Origin of the sequence: Dactylosporangium sp. CA-233914 (assembly GCF_050942935.1) — a bacterium.
Lineage (GTDB): Bacteria > Actinomycetota > Actinomycetes > Mycobacteriales > Micromonosporaceae > Dactylosporangium.
On the sequence record NZ_CP192030.1, the window covers coordinates 13052198 to 13078590 of the forward strand.

The window sequence follows — 26393 nt, forward strand, 5'->3', positions numbered from 1 at the left end:
GGTACGACATTTCGCGGGTGGGTATGTTCGCGTTATGAGACCCGTACGTACAGCAGCCCGTTCGCTGCTCGCGACGATCTTCGTGGTTCAGGGCTGGGCGGCGATGCGCGACCCGGCGAAGCTCGCCGAACGGGCGCGCCCGGTCACCGACCGGCTCGAGCCGACGATCAAGGCGCTGCACCCGAGCCTGCCGACCGACGCCGCGACGCTCGTGCGGGTCAACGGCGCGGCTCAGGTGGCCGGCGGGGTGCTGCTCGCCACGGGGCACGCGGCGCGGCCGGCGGCGCTGCTGCTCGCGGGCTCGCTGGTGCCCACGACGCTGGCCGGGCACGCCTTCTGGGCGGAGCAGGACCCGCAGCAGCGCTACATGCAGCGCATTCAGTTCATGAAGAACATGGGGCTGGTGGGCGGGCTGCTGCTGGCCGCGCTCGATCGCGAGGGCCGGCCGGACCTGCGCTGGCGGGCCGGGCACGCCGCGAAGGCGCTGAAGAAGGCCCGCCGGCACCTCAGGGACAGTTCACCCACTCCTCTTCGCCGTCGGTGAACACCTGACGCTTCCACACCGGCAACCGCGCCTTGACCTCGTCGACGAGCCGGGCGCAGAGCGCGAATGCCTCGGCCCGGTGCGCGGTCGACACGGCGGCCACGAGTGCGACATCGCCGATCTCCAGGCGGCCGACCCGGTGCGACACCGCGAGCGCGCACACGGCCGGGTCGGCGGCGATCTCGGCCGCGACCTCGGCGAGGACGTCGCCGGCGCTCGGATGCCCCTCGTATTCGAGCTCGACCACGCCCCGGCCGCCGTCGTGGTCGCGGACGACCCCGGCGAACGACACGACCGCGCCCGCCGAGCGGTGCGCGACGGCCCGCTCGTGCGCCTGGACGTCGAGCGCCTCGGTGGTGACCTCGCTCCTGATCACGAAAGCTCTCCGTCCAGCAGCGGCACGAGCTGGGCGACCGTGCCCGCGCGCCCCTCGGTGCCCGGCGGGATGACCGCGAAGCCGACCGAGTTGGCCAGGCCGCGCAGCATCGACGAACCGACGTGCGCGACCGGGTGGGCGCGACCGTCGGCGAGGGTGACCAGCGCGAGGTGCGTGAAGTCGCCGCGGCCGGGCACGTCGGCGCCGAGCGTGACCGTCGGCAGCTGCGGCAGCGAGCGCCCGGTGAGGCCCGCCAGCAGGGGAAGTACGAGCGAGACCAGCGCGACGAACGTGGACTGCGGGTTGCCCGGCAGGCCGGCCACCAGCTGGCCGCCGGGAAGCTGCGCGACGAGCATCGGGAAGCCGGGGCGGACCGCGACGGTGTTGACGATGTAGCGGGCGCCCAGCTCGGCCAGGGCGGGGTGCAGGTGGTCGACGGGCCCGTGCATCGTGCCGCCGGTGGTGCAGATCAGCCGCGCGCCCGAGTCGATCGCCCCGCGCAGCGCGGCGACGTGGTCCTCGAGCGTGTCGGCGACCGGCCCGCGCACCTGGACCACGTCGCAGCCGGCGCGCCGCAGCCAGGCGGGCAGCGCCGGGCCGAGCGCGTCGCGGACGCGCCCCGCGCCCGGGGTCCCGGCGGTGAGCAGCTCGTCGCCGAAGACGAGCAGCGCGGCCCTTGGCGAAGGGCGGCAGACCAGGGAGTCGTACCCACACGACGCCGCCAGCCCGATGACGCCGGGCGTCACCGTCGTCCCGGCCGGCAGCAGCTGCTCGCCGGCGGTGGCCTCCTCGCCCTGGCGGCGCCAGTCGGGCAGCTTCCGCGGCTCGCCGGTCACGGCGCCACCGGTCACGGTCGACTCCTCGACCCGGACGACGGCGGTCGTGCCCTCGGGCACCATCCCGCCCGTGGCGATCTCCACGCAGGTGCCGTCCTCGGCGAGCGGCTCGGCGGTGTCCCCGGCGAGCACCCGCCCGATGATCCGCCACGGGGCCGGCCCGCGCGCGGCCCAGCCGTCGACGCTGGAGGTCGGGAAGGCCGGCAGGTCGGTCAGGGTCGCAAGCGGCGCGGCGAGCGTGAGGCCGTCGGCCTCGGCGAGCGGGACCGCGACCGGGCCCGGCGCGGCCGCCGTGCCCGCCGCGAACACCGCCTCGCGGGCGGCCGCCCACGCGATCGGTAACGTCACGAGGAGAGCCTAGTCCTCGGTGCGGTGGTCGCCCCCGCGGAGCTGATCGACCGCGTGGGTGAGCACCGGCCCGAGCACGGCGATGCCGTCCTTGGCGCCGCCGCGCGACCCGGGCAGGTTGACGATCAGCGTGCGGCCGGCGACCCCGGCGAGCCCGCGGGACAGGATCGCGGCCGGCACCTTCGCCGCCCCCGCCGCGCGGATCGCCTCCGCGATGCCCGGGATCTCGTAGTCCAGGACCCGCCGGGTCATCTCCGGCGTCGCGTCGGTCGGCGTGATCCCGGTCCCGCCGCTGGTCAGCACCACGTCGGCGGCGCCCGCGACCGCCTCGCGCAGCGCCGCCTCGACCGGCTCGCCGTCGGGCACCACGACCGGGTCGGGGACCTCGAAGCCCAGCGCCCGCAGCCCTTCGACGAGGATCGGCCCGCTCGTGTCCGCGTAGACCCCGGCGGCCGCCCGGTTGGACGCCACCACCACGACGGCCCTCACGACCGCTCCCACAGCCCGGTCTTGCCGCCCTCTTTGCGCAGCACGCGGACGTTCTCGAGGGAGGCGGCCGGGTCGACGGCCTTGATCATGTCGATGAGCGCCAGGCCGGCGGCGGCCACGGCGGTGAGCGCCTCCATCTCGACGCCGGTGCGGTCGGCGGTCTTCGTCACGACCTCGATCTCGATCGCCTCGTCACGCAGCGTCAACTCGACGGTCACGCCGTGCAGGGAGATCGGATGGCACAGGGGGATGAGGTCCGGGGTCCGCTTCGCGCCCATGATCCCGGCGATGCGGGCAACCGCCAGGGCGTCACCCTTCGGGAGGGCTCCGTCACGCAGCAGCGCGACCACTTCACTTGTGCTGCGGACGAATCCGGCCGCGACGGCCCTCCGCGCGGTCACGTCCTTGGCCGCCACGTCGACCATCCGCGCGGCCCCCGAAGCGTCCACGTGGGTCAGCTTTTCTGGCACTCGATGAGCCTAGCCGCCACCGGGCGGAACGTCGGTTGATCATGCAGGCTAGGGCTAGGAACGTCGAATTCGCTATACGGAGCGTCACATTCGCGTCGGCAAATCGTGACAAAGGCCGGTATAGTTCGCAAACTATGATTCGACGGACAAATCGGTTTGGGCATCTTGCGTTTTGCACCCTAGGCTGCGTTCAGCACTCAGAACTTCGATGACATTCGATTTCTGGTGCACACGGGGGTCGAATTCAACGACGACTGTTTGGGGTGAAAAGAATGAACAAGGACTACGTCTGGCTGTAAAGGATCCACATGGATCCGTATCGTCTCGATCTGAACCATCTGTAACGCGGGTTGACATCCGGGGAGCATCGGCCACGATGGGCCTCGGAGCGATGCAGAACCCACCGCGAACCGACGACGCGACCAACCGGCGCCTGTGGCGCCTCGTTGGTCCCGTCGTCGTCGGCGGGGGAGCCGCGGCGTTCTGGGCGCTGTGGACCATCCCGTCGCACAGCGAACAGTTCCTCGCCATGGCGCTGCTGGTCGTGGCCATGATCGGCGCCGGCTTCACCTTCATCGAGATCCGGGTCCGCTCCACCTGGTTCGCCACGACGCCGACCACCGCGCTGCTCACCGTGGCCGCCGTCTTCCTCCCCGCCGCGCCGATGATTCTCGGCGCGCTCTGCGGGATGTTCCTCAGCCTGCTGGCCCGGCGGCGCTTCGATCCACAAAAGATTGCTTTCAATGTCGGCAAAGAGACGCTCGCCGCGACCGCCGCGGTTTTCGCGGTCGCCGGGGTCGGCACCGAGCCGATTCTGGTCGCGTCCCATTTCTCGGTCACCGGCGAACTCGCCGCGGTTTTTGCGGCATTTATCACCTATGCACTGGTGGACGAAATCATCTGGCAGGCACTGTTCGCGATCGTCACGAACACGCCGTACCGCCAGCGCATCCTCGCCCCCCGCGGCGCGGAGCTGACCACGCGGTTCGTGCAGCTGCCGGTCGCCGTCGTGACCGTCCTGGCGTATCACGTCGACGCCTGGCTGCTGGTCCTGCTGCCGCTGCTCGTCTACGCCCTGCACCTCTCCACGGCCAACCACGTACGCACCCGGCAGGGCAACGAGGCCTGGCAGCGCCTCGCCGAGGCCACCGACGAGTTCAACTCGGTCGACCAGACCGACGTGCTGCACGCCGCCGTCCGCCGCGCGGCCGACATCTTCTCCACCGACGAGGCCGAGGTCGAGATCCGCCCGCCCAGCGGCGAGTCGCGCCTGGTCCGCCACAACGGCAAGAAGATCACCTACGACGGCCCGCCCGGCGACGCGCCGGAGGCCGAGGGCTTCCTGATCCCGGTGCGGCTGGAGAGCTACCGCGGCGACGGCGACCTCGGCGAGCTGCGGCTGCGCTTCCGGACCGGGGCGGTGAAGCTGACCGAGCGGGAGCAGTACACCCTGCGCACCTTCACGGCCGCGCTCTGCACCGCGATCCGCAACGCCACCGCCTTCGCCGAGACCGAGCGGCTGGCCGAGAGCCACGCCCGGGCCGCCGCGCAGGACCCGCTCACGCGGCTGGCCAACCGGCGCAGGCTGCAGCAGTACGGCACGGAGCTACTCGCCGCCGGCGCCACCGACGGCGTGTTCGGCGTGCTGCTCATCGACCTCAACCACTTCAAAGAGGTCAACGACACCCTCGGGCACGCCGAGGGCGACCGGGTGCTCATCGCCGTCGCCGAGCGCCTCAGCGCCGCCGCCCACCCCGGCGACCTGGTCGCCCGCTTCGGCGGCGACGAGTTCGCGATCCTGCTCACCGGCCTCTCCGCGCCGGCCATGGCCGAGCTGCGCGCCCACGCCATGCTCGACGCGCTCGCCCCGCCGATCGAGCTCGACGACATGCGCATCAGCGTCGAGGCCAGCTGCGGCGTGACCACCACCGGCACCGGCGGCAGCGTCGGCGAGCTGCTGCGGCGGGCCGACGTCGCGCTGTACCAGGCCAAGCAGGAGGGCCAGCGGGTCGTCGTCTACGCCCGCGCCCGCGACACCGCCGACGTCGGCAGCCTCACCCTCGGCGGCGACCTGGCCCGCGCCATCGCCGAGCACCAGTTCGCCGTGCACTTCCAGCCGATCGTCGACCTGGCCAGCGGCCGCGTCATCGCCGCCGAGGCGCTCACCCGCTGGCACCACCCCGACCGCGGCCCGCTGCCGCCGGACCGGTTCCTCGGCGCGATCGAGCGCTCCGGCCAGTTCGCCGCGTTCGCCGACGCCGTGCTCGACCAGGCCCTCATCGCCGCCACCGAATGGGCCGACGCCGGCTACCCGATCCCGGTCGCCGTCAACGTCTCCCCCCGCAGCCTGCTCGACCCGTCGTTCCCGGACGCGGTCGCCCGCCGCCTGAGCGCCCACGGTGTGCCGTCCTCGGCCCTGGTCATCGAACTGACCGAGTCGGTGACCCTGAGCAAGCTCGAGGTCGTCGACGAGGTCCTCGCGGCCCTGCGCGGCCAGGGCATCCGCCTCGCCCTCGACGACTTCGGCACCGGCTTCTCGTCCCTGGCCACCCTCGCCCGCGTCCCCGTCGACGAGCTCAAGATCGACCGCAGCTTCGTCGCCGCCATGAACGACGCCTCCGCCCCCGGCGCGGTCGTCCGCTCCACCGTCGACCTCGGCCGCAGCCTGGACCTGCTGGTCGTGGCCGAGGGCATCGAGCGCGATGAGCAGCGGCGGCAACTGTGGGAGCTCGGCTGCCCCGCCGGGCAGGGCCACCTCTTCGCCCGCGCGGTGCCGGCCGACCGGCTCCTGGCCAGCCTCGAGCGCGGCGCCGGCAGCCTCGCCGAGCCGTTGCACGACACCGGCGCCGTCATCCGCATGTCCCGCAGCCGGCGCGCCCGCCGCATGAGCATGGGCGGCGAGTCCACCGGCCGCGAGAAGCTCACCTGACAGCATTCGAGGAAGTTCATTCGAGCAAAATGGTCGGCATCGGTACCGACCTGCGCCCCCGCCTCCTGGACGCCCTCGCCTACGCGCTGTGCGCCGCGTTCGCCGGCGTCACCGCGCTGACCTCGACCCTGCCGCCGCACCGCGCGTGGGGAGCGATCGCCTGGATCGCCTACGCCGCCGCGGTCGCCCTGGTCTTCGTCATCGGCCGCTTCCGCGTGGTACCACTCCTCTTCGCCGCCACCGCCCTGCTGCCCCTGCTGGTCGAGGCGGTCCAGCGCTCCGCCGGCCGCACCGGCCGCGCCCAGGAGGAGGTGCTGGTCGTCGAGCAGATGGGAGAGCGCCTGGTCCACACCGGCACCCCGTACCTGAGCCGCGACGCCATCGCCGCCCTGCCCGAACCCCTCCTGGGCTACGCCCCCTACCAGCCCGGGATGTCGGCCTTCGGCCTGCCGCGCGCCGCCTTCGGGGAGGCGTGGTGGACCGACGCCCGCGTGTGGTTCGCGGTCGTCACGGCCTTCTGTCTGGCGTACTGCATGAGCCTCCTGCGCCCCGTAGCCCCGTCGGCCGGCGCACTCCGCGTGGCCCAGGCCGTAGCCGTGCTGCCCCTGTGCACCCTGACCCTGGCCACGGGCGGCGACGACCTGCCGGTCCTGACGCTGTGCCTGCTCGCCGTCGCCTTCGCGGCCCGCGACCGCCCACTCGCCGCGGGCGTGGCGGTCGGACTGGCCGGAGCCCTGAAACTCTTCGCCCTGCCGGTCGCGCTCGTACTGCTCATCCTCGCCCTGCACCGGCCACCCCGCCGCCGGGCGGTACCGTTCGCTCTAGCGGCCTTCGGCATCCCGTTGCTGGCCCTGATCCCGGCCCTGCTGACCGGCCCCGCCGCCTACCTCGAGAACGCCCTACGCTTCCCCAGCGGCCACGGCCTGGTCACGAGCCCCGCCCAGTCCCCGCTGCCCGGCCACCTGATCGCCGGGAACGTCCCCGGCGGCCGGATCGTCGCCCTGGCCCTGCTCCTGCTGGCCGGCCTCCTGATCGCCGCCCGCCTGCTGCGCCACCCGCCCACCGACGCCGGGGCCGCGTCCGCATACGTCGCCGCCGGCCTGACCGCCGCCATCATGCTCACCCCCAGCACCCGCTTCGGATACCTGCTCTACCCGGTGGCGTTCCTCGCCCTGTGGTGGGCCCTGCGTTCTCGCGACCGGCCAGCACCGACCGCCACCCCAGCCTGACGGACGCGACTCACGCCGAACACCTGCCCAGCTGGTCGCAGTCTTCCTCGCGACCGGGGTGACGCCCGACCTCCCGACCCACTCACGCCGAACACCTGCCCTACCAATCACAGCTATCCCGACCCACCTCCGACCGGCCCGACCGACACCACCTCACGCCGAGCACCTGGCCTACCGATCGCAACTCCTCGAGACCGGGTGACGACTGACCGCCACCACTCATCCCTGGCGAATCCCGTCCGATCCGATCGCGCTTGTCGGTCTGCGTTCTCGCGACCGGATGACGACGGCCGCCGGCCCGGCGTAGACAGGAGGCATGGGGTTCCGCAACCGGCGGGAGGCCGGAGCCGTCTTGGCCGACCTCCTTTCCGCGTACGCCAACCGCCCCGACGCCATCGCCCTGGGCCTGGTCCGCGGCGGCGTCCCGGTCGCCGCCGAGGTCGCGACCCGCCTGAGCATCCCGCTGGACGTCCTGGTGGTGCGGAAACTGGGTGTCCCCTGGGCCCCCGAGGTGGCCTTCGGCGCCTTGGGCCCCGGCGGCGTCCAGGTTCTGAACCCGGAGATCGCCGGCCGCCTGGACGAGGAGGAGATCGCCATGGTCGTACGCCACGAGTCCGCCGAACTCCGCCGCCGCGAACGCCTCTTCCGCCTGGGCCGCCCGCCCCTGACCCTGGACGGCCGAACCGCCCTGGTGATCGACGACGGCCTGGCCACGGGCGCGACGGCCGACGCGGCGGTGGCGGTGGCCCGCTCCCTGGACGCCGCCCGGGTGATCCTGGCCGCCCCGGTGGGAGCCACGGCCGCGGTGGAGCGCCTGACAAGGTCGGCGGACGAGGTCGTCTGCCCGATCACGGACCCCCACTTCGGCGCCGTGAGCCGCTACTACGACGACTTCCGCCAGCTCGTCGACGCCGACGTGACCCGCCTGCTCGCCTGACCCGGCCCGCCGTTTCGCGGCCGTCCCGCCCTAGATCGCCATGTCCACGAACCGCGACAGGTGCAGCTGCGCCGCCACCGTGATCGAGTCGGTCGGGCCGTTACGGTGCTTGGCCACGATGAAGTCCGCCTCGCCCGCGCGCGGCGACTCCTTGTCGTAGTAGTCGTCGCGGTGCAGCAGGATGACCACGTCCGCGTCCTGCTCGATCGAGCCGGACTCGCGCAGGTCGGACAGCTGCGGCCGTTTGTCGGTCCGCTGCTCCGGGCCACGGTTGAGCTGGCTCACCGCGACCACGGGGCACTCGACCTCCTTGGCCAGCAGCTTCAGCCCACGCGAGAGGTCCGCGACCTCCTGCTGCCGGCTCTCGGTCCGCTTCGGGCTGGTCATGAGCTGCAGATAGTCCACGACGATGAGCTTGAGATCGTGCCGCTGCTTGAGCCGCCGAGCCTTGGCCCGGATCTCCATGAGGTTCATGCTGGGCGTGTCGTCGACGAAGAGGGGCGCTTCGCTGATCTCCCCCATCCGCCGCGCCAGCTTGGTCCAGTCGTCGTCGGACAACTGCCCGGACCGCAGCACGTGCAGCGGCACCCGGGCCTCGGCCGACAGCAGCCGCATGACGATCTCGACCTTGGACATCTCCAGGCTGAAGATCGCCGAGGCCATGTTGTGCTTGACGGAGGCCGCCCGGCTGAAGTCCATCGCGGCGGTGGAGTTGTGCGTCGGGATCATCGAGCGCCCGGCGAGATACAGATGATCGGCGTTGTCGACCTGCACACACCGCACCGGCACGCTCGCCACCGGCCGCACCGCCACGATGTGTCGCACCCCCGCGCCCGCCGTGCCCGCCGTGCGGCGCCGCGTCCGCTGCAGCTCACGCTTGCGCTCCAGCCGGAACACGTCGTCGCTCGCCGTGAAGGTCAGGGATGTCCGGCCGGTCATGGTGCAGCGGTAACCGAGGCTGACCACCAACTCCCGCACATCGTGGGCGAGCCGCTCACCGGTCGACGTGAACCGCACGTCGCCCGCCGACGTCACGGTGCCGCTCGTGTCGAGCAGCCCGGCCAGCAGCGCCCGCCGCTGCGACTCCGACGCCCGCAGATATCCCGCCGGGACGTGCTTGGCATCGAGCAAGCCGAGATCGCGCAGGTCGCCGACTCCGTCGGCCTCGATCATGGCCGCGTCGCCGAGCCAGGCACCCAGCACATAAGGCGAGATGGGCAGGTCACGGTCCGGCAGTTGCAGGGCGGCCGCGTTGCGCACGGCGTGGTTGGGCCCGCCGTCGGCCGGGTCGCGCAGGGTGGCCGCGATCTCGGCGGTCGTGACGGTGCCGGGTCGCACCACCGCCGGCGCGGCGGCGTTCGTCATCCGGCCCGCCCGCCGACCCGGCGCCGGCCGCGGGTAGGCACGCATCGAACGCCGCCCCGGCCGGTCGGATCGCGGGTGTCGCCCGACGACCGCGCCGGCCACTACGAGCTCGCCGTGGAAAACGGCCTCACCGGACGTCACCGAGCCATCCAGGACCGAGCGGGCGGCGCGGGTCGTGGTCGTCCACAGATGCTCGGCGTCGGCGATGATCACCGAGCCGTCGGAGAACTCGACCTCGAAGCACGGGCGGTCGTGCAGGACGTCGAAGGCGTTGACGATCGTCGTCGGGCGGCCGTCGGCGCCGAGCAGGCGGTCGCCCGCCCTGACCTCGCCCATCGTGGTCCAGCCGTCGGGCGTGGGGAGCGGGGTGTCCAGGGCCAGCGCCTTGCCGAGGCCGGGGCGGCCGGCGACGATGATCAGCTGGCCGGCGTGCAGGCCGTTGAGCAGGCGGTCCAGGTCGCTGAAGCCGGTCGGGACGCCGGTCATCATGCCGCCCTGGGCGCCGACCGCCTCGATCTCGTCGAGCGTGGGCTGGAGCATCTCGGCAAGGACCGCGAAGTCCTCGCTCACCCGCTTCTCGGTGACGTCGTAGATGGCCTGCTGGGCCAGGTCGACCACGTCGTCGACGTCGCGGCCGCCCTGACCGCCGGCGCCGTAACCGAGTTGAACGATGCGCGTGCCGGCCTCGATCACGCGGCGCAGGACCGCGCGCTCGGCGACGATGCGGGCGTAGTAACTGGCGTTGGCGGCGGTCGGGACCGTCGTCATCAGCGTGTGTAGATAGGGCGCACCGCCGATCTTGGCGATGTTGCCGCTGTCGGCCAGGGTAGCGGCGACGGTGACGGCGTCGGCGGGCTCGCCGCGGCCGTAGAGATCCAGAATCGCGTCGAAGATGATCGAGTGCGCCGGCTTGTAGAAGTCGGGGGTCTTGAGGATCTCCACGACGTCCGCGACGGCGTCCTTGGACAGCAGCATGCCGCCCAGGACGCTCTGCTCGGCCGCGACGTCCTGGGGCGGCGTCCGCTCGAACGTCTCCGCGCCGCCCTGCGGACGGTCGCCGCGCCGGCCACCCCGCTCGCGCGACTCAGGGCCGTCGTGCTCCGGGGGTGGCTCCTCGTCCCACTGATCGCTGCGCCTGTCTTCGGTGATCGACACTTCTGCCCCCCAACGCCGTACCGGGCCAGGACTAGTAGACCTCGTGGGTACGACAAAAACTCGCCGGCGCGCGACGCGCCCGGGCAACGGTATGGGGCGACTGGCGTCGGATGAAAGTTTGCCGGTGGACAAACCTATGGACAACCTGTGGACCACGGCCCCAGACCTTGGGAAAGCCTGTGGACAGCCCTGTGGACAACCGGCTGAAGTTCCTGCTCACACTGGCTCTGACCAGGTGTTCGTCGGTCCACAGCCTGTGCGTTCGAAAAAGAGGGCCGCAAATTTTTCAACTGGACGACCGATTGCGAAAAGGTCACGAAAGGGTGACGCTCCGGCGGTGGGGTACCCGGATTGGGAGCGGCCGCGTGACGGCCGGGATCGGCCGTCGCCGGAGACGGGGCGCTGGGATCCGCGGCAGGAGCAGTGGATCCCGCAGCAGCAGCGTGCGCCCGAGCAGGACGACTACCGCATCGAGCCGTTCCCGGCGCGCTCCGACCCCCAACGCCGCCCCGGCCAGGGGCGCGTGCTCGATCACGACGAGTGGGACGCCGGCAACAGCCATCGACCCGAGTGGGGCGTCGGCGTCGGCGTCAGGCGGCGATACGAGGAGCCGCTGCGCCCTCAGCGCCCACCGCGCCGCCAGTTGCCGCCCCCGCCGCCGCCGGAGGATCTCGATGAGGACCTCGACGACGAGGACGACGAGGACGAGCCGGACCAGCGCAGCGTGTACATCGGGTCGTTCATCTCGACCGCCTGCTGGTACCTGATCCCCTTCGCCGCGTACGCCGGCTGGTCGCTGACCCTGCCGGACGATCCGCGCCCGGGCTGCACCACCGCGTTCGGCCTGCCGTGCCCGTCCGCGCACGACGAGGCGCTGACCAACATCGGCAACCTGGTGCCGCAGATCGCCGTGTCCATGGCGCTGAGCATCGTGATCGCGATGCTCCTCGGCAGGGTCACGACGGGCTGGCGGCCCTTCGCGATCGGGTTCGCCAGCGCGGTCCTGGGTGCCGGTGTGGCCACGGTCGGCTTCGCGGTACTGAAGACGCAGATTTGATCTCGGTCTTCGGCAAAGTGCCGATCACCGTTCGGTCACCGTAGGGTCACGCCCGGAGCCGCCCGCGGGGTGCCGTCGTCTGACTGGCCAGACACCTACGAGGAGGCATCGATGGCCGGTCGGCATCTTGTACGGCGCCTGCGCATCGCCGCGACGGTGGCGCTCGCCGCCACCCTCCTGGCGGCCTGCGGAGCGGACGCCGGGCACAGCGACAGCTCGGCGAAGAACCCCGCGAACGGCGCCCAGGGCCCGACGGGCGCGCCGGAGGGACTCGCCGAGGGCGTGGCCACCCCGACCGGCGACGCCGGCCAGGACGGCAAGCGGGCCGCCGACGGCGAGGTCTCCGCGACCGACCGGCCCGTGTCGACGTTCGCGGTGGACGTCGACACGGCCTCGTACGGCTTCGCGAAGCGCACCCTGCAGGCCGGGCGCCGCCCGTCGCCGAGCACGATCCGTCCGGAGGAGTTCGTGAACTCCTTCGACCAGCAGTACCGCGAGCCCGACGGCAACGGCTTCGCGATCACGACCGACGGCACCCGGCTGCCGGACACGCACCGCAACGCCGACACCGACGCCCGCCTGCTGCGCGTGGGCCTGCAGACCCGCGGCGAGTCGGGCTCGGCGCGGCCGGACGCGGCTCTGACGTTCGTGGTGGACGTCTCGGGGTCGATGTCGGAGCCGGGCAAGCTGGACCTGGTGCAGCATGGCCTGGACACGCTGGTCGACCAGCTGCGGCCGACGGACTCCGTGGCGCTGGTGGCGTACTCCGACCGCGCCGAGGTCATCCGCCCGATGACCCCGGTGCGCGACCGCGAGGCGCTGCACTCGGCGATCGGACGCCTGCGGGTCTCCGGGAGCACGAACCTCGAGGCGGGCCTGCGCCTGGGCTACGACACCGCGCGCGAGGGGTTCCGCGCCTCGGCGACGAACCGCGTCATCCTGCTCTCCGACGGCCTGCCCAACGTCGGGAAGACCGAGGCGACGCCGCTGGTCCGCGAGATCCAGGAGGCGGCGGCGAAGCAGATCACGCTGCTGGGCGTCGGCGTCGGCAGCGACTACGGCGACCGCTTCATGGAGCAGCTTGCCGACAAGGGCGACGGCTATGTGGTGTACGTCAGCGACCGGTCCGAGGCCGATCGCGTCTTCGTCCAGCAGCTCCCGGCGACCGTGTCGCTGCGGGCGCTCGACGCGAAGGCGCAGGTCGAGTTCGATTCCAAGACCGTGCTGTCGTACCGCCTGATCGGCTACGAGAACCGCGCCCTGTCGGCCTCGGCGTTCCGCAACGACCGGGTCGACGGCGGCGAGGTGGGCCCCGGCCACGAGGTGACCGCCCTCTACGCCCTGCACCTGCGCCCCGGCGCCGAGGGACACCTGGCCGACGTGCGCGTGCGCTGGCAGGACCCGAAGACACGCGAGGCCAGCGAGCTGTCCCAGCCGGTGACGGTGGGCGCCCTGGACCGGGACTTCGCCGGGGCGCCGGCCCCGGTGCGGGTCTGCTACGCCGCGGCCTACTTCGCCGAGGTCCTGCGCGCGAGCCGGTACGCCGGCGAGGTCCGCCTCACCGACCTGCGCGGGATCGCCCGGGAAGCGGGCGAGTCCGCCCAGGTCCGCGACCTGGCCGACCTGATCGACACGGCCGTGTCGCTCTACGACTGAAGGTACGTGTGACAGGCTTCGGCTGACGCTGCGTACGACAAGCGAGAGGGCCCCGGGGGGTCGGAATCCCAGGGGCCCTCTGCCTTGTCTTGCGTTGTCTTACTTGGCGGCCGTGACCTTCAGCGTGAAGACCGCGGCGACCTCCGGGTGCAGCTTGATCTGCACCTTGTAGTCGCCGACCGACTTCACGTGGCCCGGCAGCTCCAGCCGGCGGCGGTCGAGCTCGGGCCCGCCGGCCTTCTGCACGGCCTCGACGACCTCGGCCGGGGTGACCGAGCCGTAGAGGCGGCCTTCGCGGCCCGCGCGCACGGCCAGCGAGACCTTGAGGCCCTCGAGCTGAGCCTTGACCTCGTTGGCGTGCCCGAGGTCGCGGATCTCACGGGCCGAGCGGGCCCGCTTGATCGTCACGATCTGCTTCTCGGCGCCCTTCGACCACGGGATCGCGAACCCTTGCGGCAGCAGGTAGTTGCGGCCGTAGCCGTCCTTGACCTCGACGATGTCGCCGGGGGTCCCGAGGCCGGTGACCTCCTGGGTAAGGATGATCTTCATGTCCGCCGCCCCTTAGCGCGTGGTCGCGGTGTAGGGCAGCAGCGCCATCTCGCGCGCGTTCTTGACAGCGCGCGCGATCTGCCGCTGCTGCTGGGCGGTCACGCCGGTCACCCGCCGAGCGCGGATCTTGCCGCGGTCGGAGATGAACTTCCGCAGCAGCGCGGTGTCCTTGTAGTCGATGTAGGCGATGCCCTCCTTGTCGAGAGGGTTCACCTTCTTCTTCGGTTTGCGCAGGGCCGCAGCCTTCGCCATTGCTCTTGCTCCTGATGCCATTAGAACGGGGGCTCGTCGTCGAAGGAAGAGCTCGACCTGCCACCGCCGCCACCGCCGCCAGCACCGGCCGGGGTCGCGTTGGCCCACGGGTCGTCATACCCGCCACCGCCACCGCCGCTGTTGCCACCGCCGCCGCCGGAGCCGAAGCCGCCGCCACCACCGCCGGAGCTGCGCGACATCTTCTGCACCTTGGCAGTCGCGTAACGCAGCGAAGGGCCGATCTCGTCGACCTCCAGCTCGATGACGGTGCGGTTCTCGCCCTCGCGCGTCTGGTACGACCGCTGACGCAGCCGACCGGAGACGATCACCCGGGACCCGCGGGTCAGCGACTCGGCGACGTTCTCCGCCGCCTGACGCCACACCGTGCAGGCCAGGAACAGCGGCTCGCCGTCCTTCCACTCGTTGGTCTGGCGGTCCATGAACCGGGGGGTGGAAGCCACCCGGAACTTGGCAACCGCCGCTCCCGACGGAGTGAAACGCAACTCAGGATCATCGGTCAGGTTGCCGATGACCGTGATCGTGGTGTCTCCCGCTGCCATATGAGTCAACTCCTCGCGCGCTGTGTATGGCCACCTTGTCACAGGGGTACGACAGTTTTCGGGCCTGCCCCCGTGACCTGGCCGGGCGTAGCAGAACGAGCTCGCCCGGATCCGCTTAGCGGACCTCGGGCCGGATGACCTTGGTGCGCAGCACGGACTCGTTGAGTCGCAGCTGACGGTCCAGCTCGGCCACGGACTCCGGCGACGCCTGGAGGTCGATGACGGCGTAGATACCCTCGGTCTTCTTGTTGATCTCGTACGAGAGGCGCCGGCGGCCCCACACGTCGAGCTTCTCCACCGAGCCACCCGACGTCCGGATCACGTTGAGATACGTGTCGAGCGACGGGGCGACGGTGCGCTCCTCGAGACTTCCGTCGAGGATCACCATGATCTCGTAATGACGCAAGACGTTCTCACCTCCTACGGGCTAAGCGGCCGCGGTCTCTCCGCGGCAGGAGGTCATGCGTCGTCCAACGGCGCTGAGGCCGATGGACCGAACCAGAGTACACGCTGCGGTGTCAAGACAGAAAAAGACCGCGGGGCGCGTCATCCGCTTCGTTGGGTGGGACCTGGGGAGGAACGACCACACCGGTGCGTTGGATGACGGCGCCCCGCGGAGCTAGGGAAATTGTACCTTATGCGAAGCTCGCGCGTGATGACCGCTGAGCAATAATAGCCCGAATTGCGGCGATTCCCACGCCCACCACGCAGACCGTCGCGACCAGCGCCAGCAGGCCGGCCGGGCCGTTGCGGGCCGGGCCGCTCGCGGCGACCGGCTCCTCCACGGTGACACGGTCGTCGACCGGCGTGCTCGGGTCCGCCCCGATCGCCGGCGCGGCCGTCGCGCTCGGGTCCAGCAGCGCCGGATCGATGGGCTCCGTGCCCATTTCGCCATCGACATCACCCGTCGACGCCGTGCCGTCCTGCCCCTGCGGCGCCTTGGTCGAAGAGTGCCCGGCCGGCCCGCGGTTGGAAATTACACCGTTCGCGGCGCCGGCCGCCGCGCCCGCGGGACCGCTCGGCGGGGAGGTCTTCGTCGCGCCCGGCTTCGCCTTCGGCTGGCCCTGCGCCGGCTGAGTGGCGGGCTGGGCGGCCGGGGCCTGCGCGGCCGGAGTCACGCCGACCGACACCGGCTTGAACTGCTGCACCACGCCGACGCCGCAGTCGAAGGTCATCGCGACCTCGACCGGCCCCTTCTTGAACACGACCGGGACCTGCTGGTTCGGCTGTACGGTCGCCACGGCCTTGCCGTCGACCTTCAGTGACGCGTTCTGGCCGAGCCGGTTGACGAAGTTGACCCGCGAGTCGGCCGGCACCGAGACGTCGGGAGTGTTCGGCTGCGACTTGCACACCAGCAGGCTCAGCACGCTGCCGCCGGTGAACTCGACCGTCGGCGACTCAGGGGCGGCGCTCACCGGGCTGGCGCCCACGGTCAGGGCCGCGGCGGCGAGTGCCACGGCGGTAGCCGCCAGGCGGACTGCCGATCGGTGTCCGGACAAGGTAGCCATCCAGTAGCCATCCAGGGTTGGGGGAACGATTTGGGGTACTGCTCCATCGAGCCGCACGAGCGCCGGGGCGATCACGAGCGGCTACGTGCGTAACGAGGCGGCCGACGAGACGGTGACGGAAGTACGGCATTCCGGACGCTTCGGCCGTCGCCCGGCGGGCGGGTAGAGCGAAGTGTCATACCTACGTCGTACGCTCTGCGGCATGCGAATCGGTGCTCACGTCGACCCCGCTGAGCCGCTGGCTGAGGCCGCCGCGCGCGGTGCCGACCTCATCCAGTTCTTCCTGACCGACCCGCAGGGCTGGACCGATCCCAAGGATCGCGACGACGCCGAGGCGATCCGCGCGGCCGAGATCGACGTCTATGTCCACGCGCCGTATCGGATCAATGTCGCCTCCTCGAACAACCGCATCCGCATCCCGAGCCGCAAGCTGCTGTTCAGCCATGCGGCCGGGGCGGCCAAGGTCGGCGCCAAGGGCCTCATCGTGCACGGCGGCCACGTCGAGAAGGCCGACGGCCTGGCCGGCGGGTTCGACAACTGGCGCAAGACCTTTGCGTATGCGGCGGAGCAGGGCGGGTTCGCCACCCCGGTGCTGATCGAGAACACGGCCGGCGGGGACAACGCCTGCGCCCGGCGCTTCGACAACCTCGCCCGGCTCTGGGACGCGATCGGCGACTACGAGGTCGGCTTCTGCCTCGACACCTGCCACGCGCACGCCGGCGGCGAGGACCTCCTCGGCATCGTCGACCGGGTCAAGGAGATCACCGGCCGCATCGACCTGATCCACGCGAACAACTCGCGCGACGGCTTCGACTCCGGCCGCGACCGGCACGACAACATGACAACCGGCGAGATCGATCCGGAGCTGATCGTCGCGGTGATCCGCGCGGCCGGCGCCCCGGCCCTCGTCGAGACTCCGGGAGGCGCCGAGGGTCAGGGCGCCGACATCACCTACCTGCGGGAGCGGCTGGCGTGAGCAACGTTCCGACGGTGTCCGAGGACGATTCCCCGGATTCAGCGCACACTGTGCCCAACACGAAGCACCCTGGCGGGGCGGCCGGCGAGTCCGCGGCCGGGTCCGGCGCGGATGCCGACGACGGGAATGCCGGGAAGCCGGAGGCGGACGAGGCTGGGGCGGGTGACGCCGAGGGTGATGCGGTGAATGCCGACGAGGCCGACGGGGCCAAGGCCAACGGAGCTGGGACCGACGGGGCAGGGGCCAACGGGTCCAAGGCCGACGGGACTGGGACCGACGGAGCAGGGGCCAAGGGGTTCAAGGGCGACGGGACTGGGGCCGATGGAACTCAGGCCGACGGAGCAGTGGCCAAGGGCGATGGGGCAGGGGCCGACGGGGCCAAGGCCGATGCCAACGACGCGGAAAACGGCTCTGCCACGGCCGGCGCTGCGAAGACGGGGCCGGACGAGAAGGAGAAGGCCGAGGGCTCGCCGGAGGCCGGGGATAAGGACGACGGGGAGCCCAAAGACCCGTTCGGCGCGTTCGGGCCCGAGCCGGAGCTCGTGCAGGGGCGGGCGCGAAGGATCACCACCAGGAGCGGGTCGGCGCTGGTCCGGTTCTTCGCGCACGAGTGGACGCTGGCCGCGATCGGGTCGGTCCTGCTCGCGATCGTCATGACCTGGCCCGCGGTGCGGCATCCGGCGACGACGATCCCGCAGGACATCTGGGACCCGACGCTGCAGGCCTGGCAGATGGCGTGGGCCGGGCACATCCTCACGACCGACCCGCTGCAGCTGTGGCACGCCAACGCGTTCTACCCGGATCAGTACAGCTACGCGTTCTCCGACACCCTGCTCGGTTACGCGCCGGCCGGCATGATCGGTTCGGGGCCGGAGGCCGCCGTCGTGCGGTACAACATCATTTTCATCTTCATCTTCGCCTTCGCCTTCTTCGGCGCCTATGCGCTGGTCCGCCAGCTCGGGGCGGGGCGCACCGGGGCCGTGGTCGCGGGTGCCGCGTTCGCGTATGCGCCGTGGCGGCTCGGGCAGGCCGGGCACCTGCACGTGCTGTCGATCGGCGGGATCGCGCTGGCGCTGGCGATGCTGGCCCGCGGGCACGGGTTCTCGCTGCGGCGCGGATACGAGCCGGAGAAGCGCCGCTGGGGCTGGGTGCTGGGCGGCTGGCTGGTCGCCGCGTGGCAGATCAGCCTCGGCTTCGGCATCGGCATCCCGTTCGCCTACGCGCTGCTGTTCATCGTGCTGGTCACCGCGATCACGTGGGGATACCGATACGCGCTGCGGCGCTGGCCGTCGCCGCGCCCGTTCGGCTGGAAGCTCTTCCTGGCCAACCTCGGCGGCGGGCTGGTGTTCGCCGGGGTGAGCGCGATGATGGCGTACCCCTACCTGCAGGTCCTCAAGCAGCACAAGGAGGCCAAGCGCAGCGCGGAGATCATCAGCCTGTTCTCGCCGCCGCTGAAGGGCTTCTTCATCTCGCCGCCGGAGTCGTGGCTGTGGGGCGACGCGTATGCCAACGCCCGCTCCACGCTGGGGTGGGCGCCCGAGATGGCGCTGCTGCCGGGTTTCTTCCTCTACGGGCTCGCCTTCGCCGGCCTGTTCGTCTCCGTGTGGAAGCTGCAACACCGCATCCTGCTCGGTTCCGGTGTGCTGCTGACGACCATCCTCGCGATGGGCAGCAACGGGCCGGCCCAGGGCGACTTCGGATACATGGCGCTCTATCGCATCCTGCCGGGCTTCGAGGGCATCCGGACCTCGGGCCGGCTCATGGTCTGGGTGACGCTGTTCCTGGCGCTGCTCGCGGCCGGGGCGGTGAGCGCGTTCTCGGATCGGGCGGTCGAACTCTTCTCCGACCGTACCCAGTCCGACAACCTCGACAACCGCGCGGGCGTGTGGCGCGTCGTCACGCTGATCCCGCTCGTGCTGGTCCTGGCCGAGGGCCTGCACAAGCCGGGCCCCAACCCGGAGGTGCCGCCGGCGCCGGTCGCGATGAGCACCCTGCAGGCCCCGCTGATCGTCCTGCCGACCAGCGAGCTGTTCGACATGAACGTGATGCTCTGGAGCACCGACGGCCTGCCCAAGATGGTCAACGGCGGCAGTGGCTTCACCCCGGACGACCAGGAGGTGCTGCGCCTCAACATGCAGCAGTTCCCGGACGAGGCCACGGTCACCCAGCTGCGCGAGATGAAGATCCACACCGTGGTGGTCCTGCGCGAGCATGCCCAGGGCACGCCCTACGCGAAGGCGATCGACGCCCCGATCGACGGCCTCGGCATAACCCGCACCGAACAGGGCAACGTCATTCTGTACAAGATCGACGGCTGACGGGTCCACCGCGCCCAGGCCGCCCCCACCCAACGCGGGGCGGTCTGGGCACGGTGGTTCTCGGCTCGGTGCTCAGCCGCGTGTACGAGGCCCACGCAGGGAGTAGTCCGCTGCGGAATGGGCAGAAGTACAACCCCATGCCTTCGCGGCCCAGCCGTCCGCGATGGCCGGCCTCGTCACCAGCATCGAGGTGGTCTTCGCCGCCGTGCGGGCGTGGTCGGCTTCCTGGCGCTGCTGGTCGCCGCCCGGCCGAGCGTCCAACGCGCGCTGCCGAGGAGCTCGAGTCCCGGCGGCCTGATCGCTGCATCCGACTTATACCCCATCACCGTATGAATCCGGTCAGCCGCCCGACGCCACGATGGCGTGAAAGTTGCCCGCCGACGCCAGTTCGCTTCTTGGTCGTTTGAGGCCGTCGACAAGCCTGGTGCTGGGCCCGCGGTCGCGGCGCGGAGCACCCGCCCAACAAAAAGCGGCCCGGCTCGATGGGAGACATCGAACCGGGCCGCTGGTTGATTCACGTGAAACCGATCTAGCCCGCCTTGGCCAGGGCCGGAGCGGGCGGCGGCTCCAGCAGATCCTCTCCGAGCGGCTCCTCGTTGTAGATGCCGCCGTCGGGATCCTGCCCCTCGTACGTTTGCCGGACCACGTCCTCCTGGGGATTTCGGATGTCGCGGATGACGTATCCGACGACGACCGCCAGGGTGACGAGCCGCAGGATCGAGGCGAGGACGAAGACGCCCTCGGGGAACACCTGGCGACCGGAGGCGCCCATGAGTTCCCCGTAGAAGGAGACGAAGTAGAGCACTTCCGCCACCTGCCAGGCCAGGAACGCTCCCCAGCGGGGCCGGGCGAGGACCGCGAGGGGGATCAGCCACAGGACGTACTGCTGAGACCAGACCTTGCCGGTGAGCAGGAACGCCGCCACGATCAGGAACGCCAACTGCGCCAGGCGGGGCTCCTTCTTCGCGGTGAGCCCGAGGATCAGGATGCCCGCGCAGCAGATCAGGAACAGCCCGAGGTACAGGATGTTGAGCGTCGCGTGCTTGGGATCGGTGTCGAGGTTCTGGAAGAACGGGAAGCCGTACTGCCCGGAGCCGCGCGGGAAGTGTGCCCCGATGTACCACAGGGTGCCCCAGTCGATCCCGCGCAGCTGGTTGAACTCCCAGAACTTCTTCCACGACTCCCAGAAGAAGAACGCGACGGGCGCGTTGACGACGACCCAGGTCGCCACGCCGGAGCCGACGTAGACGAAGAAGTCCTTCCATTTGCCGGTGCGTATGCTCAGCACCAGCAGGGCGCCGATGATCAGCATCGGATAGAACTTCGCCGCCGTCGCGAGGCCGAGGAAGACCCCGGCGAGCACGGGTCTTCGTTTCGCCCAGTAGGCCATGGACACGGCGGTCAGGCCGACCGTGAACAGGTCCCAGTTGACGGTGGCGGAGACGAACAGGGCCGGCGCGACGGCGAGCAGCGCGGCGTCCCAGGGCCGGCGGCGACGCACCGCCAGGGTCGCCGCGACGGCCGCGATGCCGAAGGCGCCCAGGACGACCGCGTTGACGTCGTAGAACGTCTGGCCGTCGTTCTGCACCACGCCGCGCTCGTGCAGGTTGTGCACCGGCAGGCCGAGGACGCCCATGAAGGCGCCAGTGAGCACCGGATACTCGACCTGGTGGTCGGCGTAGGGGACCTGGCCCTCGTTGAGGCCCTCGGCGTAGTACAGGGCGAGGACGTCGGTGTAGCAGAAGTACTTGTACTGCTTCATGTCCACCCACGCGGCGTCGCGACAGGGGGACTTCTGCATCCAGTGGAAGCTCAGCATGGCGCAGATGAGCAGCAGCACGACCCGCGCCGGGGTCCAGAAGCGGCCGCCGCCGGGCAGGCGCACGCGGGACCGGACGGCGTGGGTGCCGAGGGGCCCACCGATCGACTCGGACAGGCCACCGATGAAGCGGTCGGAGTTGGCGGGCTCGTCGACTAGATGCTCGGGTCGCGCATTCGGCTGGCCCAGACTCATCGGCATCGTGTCACCGTACCGTCGCCGGCTCGGAAGCGGTGGATTCCCCCGCCACAACTCGGGCATCCGCGCGGATCGGCAGAGCGAAGAGCAACGCGACCATCAGCAGCAGGTACCAATTCTTGATCATGAATCCCTGGACGCCGTGGCTCCACGGGTCGACCGGCAGCCCCTGCTCGAACCAGGAGACCAGGCCGAGGCCGACGGTGAGCGCGATGAGCACGGCGAACCAGGCGTGCCGGCGCGACGCGGCGAGCACGATCAGCGCCGGCACGAACCAGTAGATGTGATGGACCCAGGTGATCGGGCTGATCAGGCAGCCCACGATGCCGGTGATGGTCAGGCCGACCACCTCGTCGCCGACGAGCGCTGCCCGGCGGGCCCGCCACAGCCCGAACCCGAGCGCGGCCAGCACGAGCACGGCCCAGACCAGGCGATTCGGGTCGTGCGGGGCGGAGAGCCGAGCGAGCATTCCGTAGAAGGACTGGTTGAAGGTGTACGCCGCGCTGCCGATCCCCTCGCCCTGCCACAGCGCGTCCGTCCAGAAGTCGATCGAGGCCCGCGGCCCGACGGCGAACGCGACCAGGCTCGCCGCCGCGGCGCTCGCGATCGCGGTGAGCCCGGCACGGTACCGGCGGCTGATCAGCAGATACACGATGAAGATGGCCGGCGTCAGCTTGATCGCCGCGGCGAGCCCGATGAGCACGCCGGCCCAGCGGCTGCCGCGGGGCAGCAGCACGAGCAGGTCGGCGAGGACCAGCAGGACGAGCACCATGTTGATCTGGCCGAACGTGTAATTTTCCCGGACCGGCTCCAGGGCGCTGATCACGGCGAGCGCGAGGATCATCGCGAACGGCAGGCCCCAGCCCTTGGCCCGGGCGACGGGGGCGAGCAGCCAGTAGGTCGTGATCAGCAGGGCGGCGATCGTGATCACGCTGTACAGCACCACCGCCCCGGTCCACGGCAGCACCGCGAACGGGACGAGGATCAGCGCCCCGAACGGGGGATAGGTGAAGCCGAGCGTGCCCTGGGTGTCGTCGGGCTTGACGAAGTCGTAGAGGTCATGGCCGTCGAGCCACCAGTTCACGGCCTGCCGGTAGATGCCTAGGTCGAACCAGTCGTGCCGGTTGCGATACCAGATGTGGCCGTAGACGACCAGCGCCACGAAGAGCCCAAGCAGGACCCACCGGGCGGCCTTTCGCCAGCCCCCGTCCAACGCATACCCCCAACGAAATGCGGCCACGGTCCCGGCGAACATACCGCCGGTGCCGTGGCCGCACACATCAGACCCTGCAGATGTCAGCGCCTTCGGGTGATGGTCGGGACGACACCGCCGCCGTTGCCGCCCGGGCCTTGGCTGTTGCCCTGGCCGGGGTCCTGCGTCTGGCCACCGTTGCCATTATTACCGCCGTTGCCGCCGCCCGGGTTGTTCGGATCGATCACCGGCACGTTCGGCGTCGGCGAGGTGCCCGTGCCGACGTCGAGGCGGCCGGTGTTGGCCGGCGGGCGGAAGTTGACCTTCGGTGCCTTGAGCGCGGTCAGCGCGCCGTCGAGGAAGTCGCGCCAGATCGGCCCGGGCAGCGAACCACCGATGATGTCCTTCCCGTTCTTGTCGACGATCTTCTGCTCGGCGCCCTTGTTGCCGACCCAGACCGCCACGGCCAGGTCCGGCGTCTTCTTGACGGGGTCGTAGGCCGCGTAGCCGACCATCCAGGCGTGCGCGTTGCCGCTCTGGTTCTGGCCGTACTGCCACGTGCCCGTCTTGCCGGCGATCTGGCGGCCGTCACGCATCTTCAGTTTGTAGTGCGCGGGCACGCCCTGCAGCACCTTGTTGAGGTCGTCGGACATCCCGTCGGTCCAGCCGGGGATGCGCTTGGGGTTGATGGGCTCGCTGTAGGTCTTCTTGCCTTCGGTCCACACCTCCTTGAGGAAGTGCGTCTTGGCCGCGTAGCCGCGCGCCGCGAAGGTGGCGATGCCGCCGGCGTGCTCAAGGACCGTGACCGGGTACTGCCCGAACGCGACCTCGGTGTTGAACTTGCCCGGGACGACGTCCTTGCCCGCGTTCTTTTCCAGGTCGATCTTGGTCGACTTGCCGCCGACGGTCGCCCACATGTCGGTGATGCCGGCCGCGCGGGCCGTGTCGATCACCTTGTCCGGACCGACCTTCTCCGCGAGCGCGAAGAACGGCACGTTGAGCGACATGACGGTGACCTCTTCGAGGGTGCACCAGCTACCGCACTCCGGGTGCGACGTCGGGTTCTCGCCGGCGTTCTTGACCGGGTTGCCACCCTTGGCCGACCGGCCGCTCTTCGGGAAGTCACCCGGGGAGTTGCCGTCCCACCTCGAGTCGATGCGATACCCGGCCATCAGACCGGTCGCCAGCGTGTAGACCTTGAACGTCGAGCCCGGCGGGTGACCGCCACAGCAGCTGTCCTCGCCGGTGCCGAGCACCGGGTCGTTGTAGTAGCCGGCGTAGTCGCCGCCGTTGCCGCTGTCGCCGCCGTAATACGCCTTCACCGCGCCGGTCCCCGGCTCGACCGCGACGAGCGCGGCCTGCAGGTTGTCCTTCTGGCCGTTCATGTTCGAGTCCTTGTTGCGACTCGCCTCGCGCACCGCGATCGGCTGGACGTCCTTGTCGATCGTCGTGACGATCTTCAGGCCGCCGTTGCGGATCCTGTCGAAGTTCTTCTCCCCTTTGGCGTCGGTGTCCTCGTAGAGCAGCTGGCCGGTCCGTGGGTCCGTGAGCGCCGCGACCTCGCCGAGGACGTGGTGGATGATGAGGCCCTCGGGCTTGTTGAGGTTCTGCTGCGACCCGGCGAGCTCCCGCGCCCTGGCGGGGGTGATGACCGTATCCGGATACTTCATCCGCGTCTCGGCCTCGGCCTGCGGCACGAAGTTCAGCTTGATCATCTGGGCCTTGATGTAGTTGAACCGGTCGACGGCATTCTGCTTGTCGATGTTCGGGTCGAAGGGGCTGCCCTTGCCGCTGTTGCCCTCGGGGTTCTTGATCAGCCCGGCCAGCACCATGCACTCGGCGGTCGAAAGCTTGTCCGAGGACTTGCCGAAGTACGCCTGGGCGGCCGCCTCGAGGCCGTAGGCGCCGCGACCGAAGTAGACGACGTTGAGGTACATCGTCATGATTTCGTCTTTGCTGTACTGCTGGTTGAGCTTCAGCGCGATGACCGCCTCGCGCACCTTGCGCGCATAGGTGACGCCCTCGAGATCGGCCCAGTGCCGCGCGTATTGCTGGCTGATCGTCGACGCGCCCTGCCGGTCGCCGCCGGTGACGTTGTTCCAGGCTGCCCGCACGACGCCCTTGTAGTCGACGCCGTCGTTGGTGTAGAAGCTGTTGTCCTCCGCCGCGACCACCGCGTGCGCCATGTCCTTCGGGATCTTGTCCTTCGTCAGGACGGTGCGGTTCTCGCCGATGCGGCCCATCTGGGTCACGCCGTCGGAGTAGTAGATGGTCGTCGACTGGTTCAGTGTGATGTCGTCGGGCAGCGCGACCTGGTCGAAGTAGTACGTGCCGGCCACCATGCCGATGCCCGCGATCATGATGAACGCGGCGATCGACGCGATGAGGATGTTGCGCCGGCGACGCCGCTTGGCCTTGGCGCTGGGGCTGCGGCCGTCCTTGCCGCCGCTGCCGCCCCGGCCCGGGCCACCCGGCCCACCGGGACCGCCCGGCCCACCAGGGCCCTCGAGAACGTCGCCCAGCGGAGTCGCACCGACGGAGGCGGAGCCGACCACGGCCCGCCCGACGGTGGCCCGGCCCGCCGGGCCCGGCACCGACGCCGATCCGGTCACGGAGGCTCGGCCGCTCAGCGACTCGGGCGGCGAGACCCGGGCGGAGCCGACGCTCGCCGCGCCCACGCTGGCCGAGCCCGCGACCCGCGCGGAGCCGACGCCCGCCGATCCAACACCGGCGGATCCGACGCTTGCGGATCCGACACTGGCCGAGCCGCTTGCGCCGCCGCCCGCCCGGCCGACGCTGGCGCGCCCCACCTGGGCCCGCCCGGCCGGCGGGGCCGACGCGGGGCTGGGGGATGGTGGTTCCGGCTGGATTCCAGGAACCTGCGCGCGGCCCGATTGGGGGTTGCTCGGGTCACCGTAGCTCATTCGTCCCACCTTGCCGGTTGCATCGTCGTCGCATGCTCCGTCGCCATCATGTCTGTGAGCTGCGCCACTCTCGCGGCGGCCAATGCGGCGCGGCACCGTTGCCACCCGCCGCAGGTCCGCCCTCCTGACAACGCTTTGTCATGCGCCACAGGTTCACTCGGCCGCTCCTCCCTGCGCCCGCGCCGGCCGTTCGCCGTCGTCGCCGAGCCCGTCACGCCCCAGGAGGTATTGCTCGACGAGGTGGTTCCAGCCGCAGGCACGGCAGACCTCCACCACATACACGTGAAACTCACTCAGCGTCATCGCGAGGATCGGCAGCTCGGCGAGCCGGCGCGCCTGCCCGGAGGACTGCCGCAGTTCGTCCCCGTAGATGTAATGCACGTGGGTGAGGTTCTCCCGGCGGCAGACGGGGCACAGCTCATCGGTCGGCTCGCCGTGGAACTTCGCAGCGCTCTTCAGGTATGGCGACGCGTCGCACACCTCATAGGTGCCGACGCGTCCGGAATGCACCTCCCGCAGCAGGGCGCGTCTCCGCAAGGAGAAGTCGACGACCTGACGCTGGGTACGCATGGGCCCGAGGGTACGCGGTCAATTGCCTCACGGCGACATCGGTCACGATCGGTAACCATCCGATAGACGACCGGCGCTGTGCGCGAGCCCACTTGGTCGGTTTTGTTGCATCCGCTCGGACTACGACCTACCGTTC

At 70.7% G+C, this 26393-nt stretch carries 22 protein-coding genes; 8 read left to right on the forward strand and 14 right to left on the reverse strand.

The window, feature by feature from the left end:
* The first annotated feature begins 34 nt into the window (after window positions 1–34).
* Window positions 35–544 carry a DoxX family membrane protein gene (locus tag ACQPY0_RS58545; RefSeq protein ID WP_432982502.1) on the forward strand — a complete coding sequence of 170 codons (510 nt, stop codon included), beginning with the start codon at window positions 35–37 and terminating at the stop codon, window positions 542–544.
* Here ACQPY0_RS58545 and ACQPY0_RS58550 read toward each other — a convergent pair.
* From ACQPY0_RS58550 to moaC, 4 genes are read right to left on the reverse strand one after another with little or no spacing between them, the layout of a single operon-like run.
* Complete coding sequence (locus ACQPY0_RS58550) at window positions 507–920, reverse strand: molybdenum cofactor biosynthesis protein MoaE (RefSeq protein WP_432982505.1); 414 nt, start codon at window positions 918–920, stop codon at window positions 507–509. The two genes, ACQPY0_RS58545 and ACQPY0_RS58550, sit on opposite strands and share 38 nt — an antisense overlap.
* On the reverse strand, window positions 917–2104 hold the full coding sequence (locus ACQPY0_RS58555; protein ID WP_432982508.1) for a molybdopterin molybdotransferase MoeA: 1188 nt from the start codon (window positions 2102–2104) through the stop codon (window positions 917–919). Before ACQPY0_RS58555 ends, ACQPY0_RS58550 begins: the two co-directional genes overlap by 4 nt.
* A gap of 9 nt (window positions 2105–2113) precedes the next feature.
* Window positions 2114–2605 carry a MogA/MoaB family molybdenum cofactor biosynthesis protein gene (locus tag ACQPY0_RS58560; protein ID WP_432982511.1) on the reverse strand — a complete coding sequence of 164 codons (492 nt, stop codon included), beginning with the start codon at window positions 2603–2605 and terminating at the stop codon, window positions 2114–2116.
* On the reverse strand, window positions 2590–3018 hold the full coding sequence (moaC, locus tag ACQPY0_RS58565; protein WP_432995876.1) for a cyclic pyranopterin monophosphate synthase MoaC: 429 nt from the start codon (window positions 3016–3018) through the stop codon (window positions 2590–2592). The genes ACQPY0_RS58560 and moaC overlap by 16 nt, the downstream gene beginning before the upstream one ends.
* 436 nt (window positions 3019–3454) lie before the next feature.
* Between moaC and ACQPY0_RS58570 the strand changes: the two genes are divergently transcribed.
* The 3 genes from ACQPY0_RS58570 (at window position 3455) to ACQPY0_RS58580 (ending at window position 8158) form a co-directional block, all read left to right on the forward strand.
* On the forward strand, window positions 3455–5992 hold the full coding sequence (locus tag ACQPY0_RS58570) for a putative bifunctional diguanylate cyclase/phosphodiesterase (RefSeq protein ID WP_432982514.1): 2538 nt from the start codon (window positions 3455–3457) through the stop codon (window positions 5990–5992).
* 29 nt (window positions 5993–6021) lie between these two features.
* Window positions 6022–7221: a glycosyltransferase 87 family protein gene (locus ACQPY0_RS58575; RefSeq protein WP_432982517.1), complete on the forward strand. Its 1200-nt coding sequence runs from the start codon at window positions 6022–6024 to the stop codon at window positions 7219–7221.
* A gap of 316 nt (window positions 7222–7537) precedes the next feature.
* A complete protein-coding gene (locus tag ACQPY0_RS58580; RefSeq protein WP_432982520.1) occupies window positions 7538–8158 on the forward strand; it encodes a phosphoribosyltransferase in 621 nt (206 codons plus the stop codon).
* Between the two features lie 30 nt (window positions 8159–8188).
* Here the strand turns inward: ACQPY0_RS58580 and dnaB are convergent, their stop codons facing one another.
* The gene (gene dnaB, locus ACQPY0_RS58585; protein ID WP_432982523.1) at window positions 8189–10678 is read right to left on the reverse strand and encodes a replicative DNA helicase; all 2490 of its coding nucleotides are present in this window, start codon (window positions 10676–10678) and stop codon (window positions 8189–8191) included.
* 337 nt (window positions 10679–11015) lie between these two features.
* Between dnaB and ACQPY0_RS58590 the strand changes: the two genes are divergently transcribed.
* Window positions 11016–11735 carry a hypothetical protein gene (locus ACQPY0_RS58590; RefSeq protein ID WP_432982526.1) on the forward strand — a complete coding sequence of 240 codons (720 nt, stop codon included), beginning with the start codon at window positions 11016–11018 and terminating at the stop codon, window positions 11733–11735.
* A 111-nt stretch (window positions 11736–11846) separates the two neighbouring features.
* Complete coding sequence (locus ACQPY0_RS58595) at window positions 11847–13391, forward strand: YfbK domain-containing protein (RefSeq protein ID WP_432982529.1); 1545 nt, start codon at window positions 11847–11849, stop codon at window positions 13389–13391.
* A gap of 99 nt (window positions 13392–13490) precedes the next feature.
* Here ACQPY0_RS58595 and rplI read toward each other — a convergent pair whose 3' ends face one another.
* The 5 genes from rplI to ACQPY0_RS58620 form a co-directional block, all read right to left on the reverse strand.
* Window positions 13491–13940: a 50S ribosomal protein L9 gene (gene rplI / locus ACQPY0_RS58600; RefSeq protein ID WP_432982532.1), complete on the reverse strand. Its 450-nt coding sequence runs from the start codon at window positions 13938–13940 to the stop codon at window positions 13491–13493.
* Window positions 13941–13952: 12 nt separating this feature from the next.
* Window positions 13953–14192, reverse strand: coding sequence for a 30S ribosomal protein S18 (gene rpsR, locus ACQPY0_RS58605; RefSeq protein WP_223100246.1), 240 nt, complete (start codon window positions 14190–14192; stop codon window positions 13953–13955).
* A 20-nt stretch (window positions 14193–14212) separates the two neighbouring features.
* The gene (locus ACQPY0_RS58610; RefSeq protein ID WP_432982535.1) at window positions 14213–14752 is read right to left on the reverse strand and encodes a single-stranded DNA-binding protein; all 540 of its coding nucleotides are present in this window, start codon (window positions 14750–14752) and stop codon (window positions 14213–14215) included.
* Window positions 14753–14867: 115 nt separating this feature from the next.
* Window positions 14868–15158 carry a 30S ribosomal protein S6 gene (gene rpsF, locus ACQPY0_RS58615; protein ID WP_033359943.1) on the reverse strand — a complete coding sequence of 97 codons (291 nt, stop codon included), beginning with the start codon at window positions 15156–15158 and terminating at the stop codon, window positions 14868–14870.
* Between the two features lie 229 nt (window positions 15159–15387).
* Entirely contained in the window at window positions 15388–16209 is an 822-nt protein-coding gene (locus tag ACQPY0_RS58620; RefSeq protein WP_432982538.1) for a hypothetical protein, read from the reverse strand.
* 253 nt (window positions 16210–16462) lie between these two features.
* On the opposite strand from ACQPY0_RS58620, the gene ACQPY0_RS58625 reads away from it, so the two are divergent.
* Both ACQPY0_RS58625 and ACQPY0_RS58630 read left to right on the forward strand, forming a co-directional pair.
* Complete coding sequence (locus ACQPY0_RS58625) at window positions 16463–17236, forward strand: deoxyribonuclease IV (RefSeq protein ID WP_432982541.1); 774 nt, start codon at window positions 16463–16465, stop codon at window positions 17234–17236.
* On the forward strand, window positions 17233–19554 hold the full coding sequence (locus ACQPY0_RS58630; protein WP_432982544.1) for a hypothetical protein: 2322 nt from the start codon (window positions 17233–17235) through the stop codon (window positions 19552–19554). Before ACQPY0_RS58625 ends, ACQPY0_RS58630 begins: the two co-directional genes overlap by 4 nt.
* Window positions 19555–20083: 529 nt before the next feature.
* On the opposite strand, the gene ACQPY0_RS58635 is transcribed toward ACQPY0_RS58630, so the two are convergent.
* The 4 genes from ACQPY0_RS58635 to ACQPY0_RS58650 all read right to left on the reverse strand — a co-directional run bounded on the left by ACQPY0_RS58635 (window position 20084) and on the right by ACQPY0_RS58650 (window position 26257).
* Complete coding sequence (locus ACQPY0_RS58635) at window positions 20084–21568, reverse strand: glycosyltransferase family 87 protein (RefSeq protein WP_432995878.1); 1485 nt, start codon at window positions 21566–21568, stop codon at window positions 20084–20086.
* Window positions 21569–21578: 10 nt separating this feature from the next.
* Window positions 21579–22811: a glycosyltransferase 87 family protein gene (locus ACQPY0_RS58640; protein ID WP_432982547.1), complete on the reverse strand. Its 1233-nt coding sequence runs from the start codon at window positions 22809–22811 to the stop codon at window positions 21579–21581.
* 56 nt (window positions 22812–22867) lie between these two features.
* On the reverse strand, window positions 22868–25687 hold the full coding sequence (locus tag ACQPY0_RS58645) for a transglycosylase domain-containing protein (protein WP_432982550.1): 2820 nt from the start codon (window positions 25685–25687) through the stop codon (window positions 22868–22870).
* A 153-nt stretch (window positions 25688–25840) separates the two neighbouring features.
* On the reverse strand, window positions 25841–26257 hold the full coding sequence (locus ACQPY0_RS58650) for a DUF5318 domain-containing protein (RefSeq protein ID WP_432982553.1): 417 nt from the start codon (window positions 26255–26257) through the stop codon (window positions 25841–25843).
* Window positions 26258–26393: the final 136 nt, after the last annotated feature.

Excerpts from the sequence above, each read along its gene's own strand:
- rpsR (WP_223100246.1), bottom strand. The coding sequence starts at position 14,192 with ATGGCGAAGGCTGCGGCCCTGCGCAAACCGAAGAAGAAGGTGAACCCT.
- ACQPY0_RS58580 (WP_432982520.1), top strand. The coding sequence starts at position 7,538 with ATGGGGTTCCGCAACCGGCGGGAGGCCGGAGCCGTCTTGGCCGACCTC.
- ACQPY0_RS58645 (WP_432982550.1), bottom strand. The coding sequence starts at position 25,687 with ATGAGCTACGGTGACCCGAGCAACCCCCAATCGGGCCGCGCGCAGGTT.
- ACQPY0_RS58595 (WP_432982529.1), top strand. The coding sequence starts at position 11,847 with ATGGCCGGTCGGCATCTTGTACGGCGCCTGCGCATCGCCGCGACGGTG.
- ACQPY0_RS58575 (WP_432982517.1), top strand. The coding sequence starts at position 6,022 with ATGGTCGGCATCGGTACCGACCTGCGCCCCCGCCTCCTGGACGCCCTC.
- ACQPY0_RS58610 (WP_432982535.1), bottom strand. The coding sequence starts at position 14,752 with ATGGCAGCGGGAGACACCACGATCACGGTCATCGGCAACCTGACCGAT.
- ACQPY0_RS58635 (WP_432995878.1), bottom strand. The coding sequence starts at position 21,568 with ATGAGTCTGGGCCAGCCGAATGCGCGACCCGAGCATCTAGTCGACGAG.
- moaC (WP_432995876.1), bottom strand. The coding sequence starts at position 3,018 with ATGGTCGACGTGGCGGCCAAGGACGTGACCGCGCGGAGGGCCGTCGCG.
- ACQPY0_RS58625 (WP_432982541.1), top strand. The coding sequence starts at position 16,463 with ATGCGAATCGGTGCTCACGTCGACCCCGCTGAGCCGCTGGCTGAGGCC.
- rplI (WP_432982532.1), bottom strand. The coding sequence starts at position 13,940 with ATGAAGATCATCCTTACCCAGGAGGTCACCGGCCTCGGGACCCCCGGC.
- ACQPY0_RS58650 (WP_432982553.1), bottom strand. The coding sequence starts at position 26,257 with ATGCGTACCCAGCGTCAGGTCGTCGACTTCTCCTTGCGGAGACGCGCC.
- ACQPY0_RS58570 (WP_432982514.1), top strand. The coding sequence starts at position 3,455 with ATGCAGAACCCACCGCGAACCGACGACGCGACCAACCGGCGCCTGTGG.
- ACQPY0_RS58545 (WP_432982502.1), top strand. The coding sequence starts at position 35 with ATGAGACCCGTACGTACAGCAGCCCGTTCGCTGCTCGCGACGATCTTC.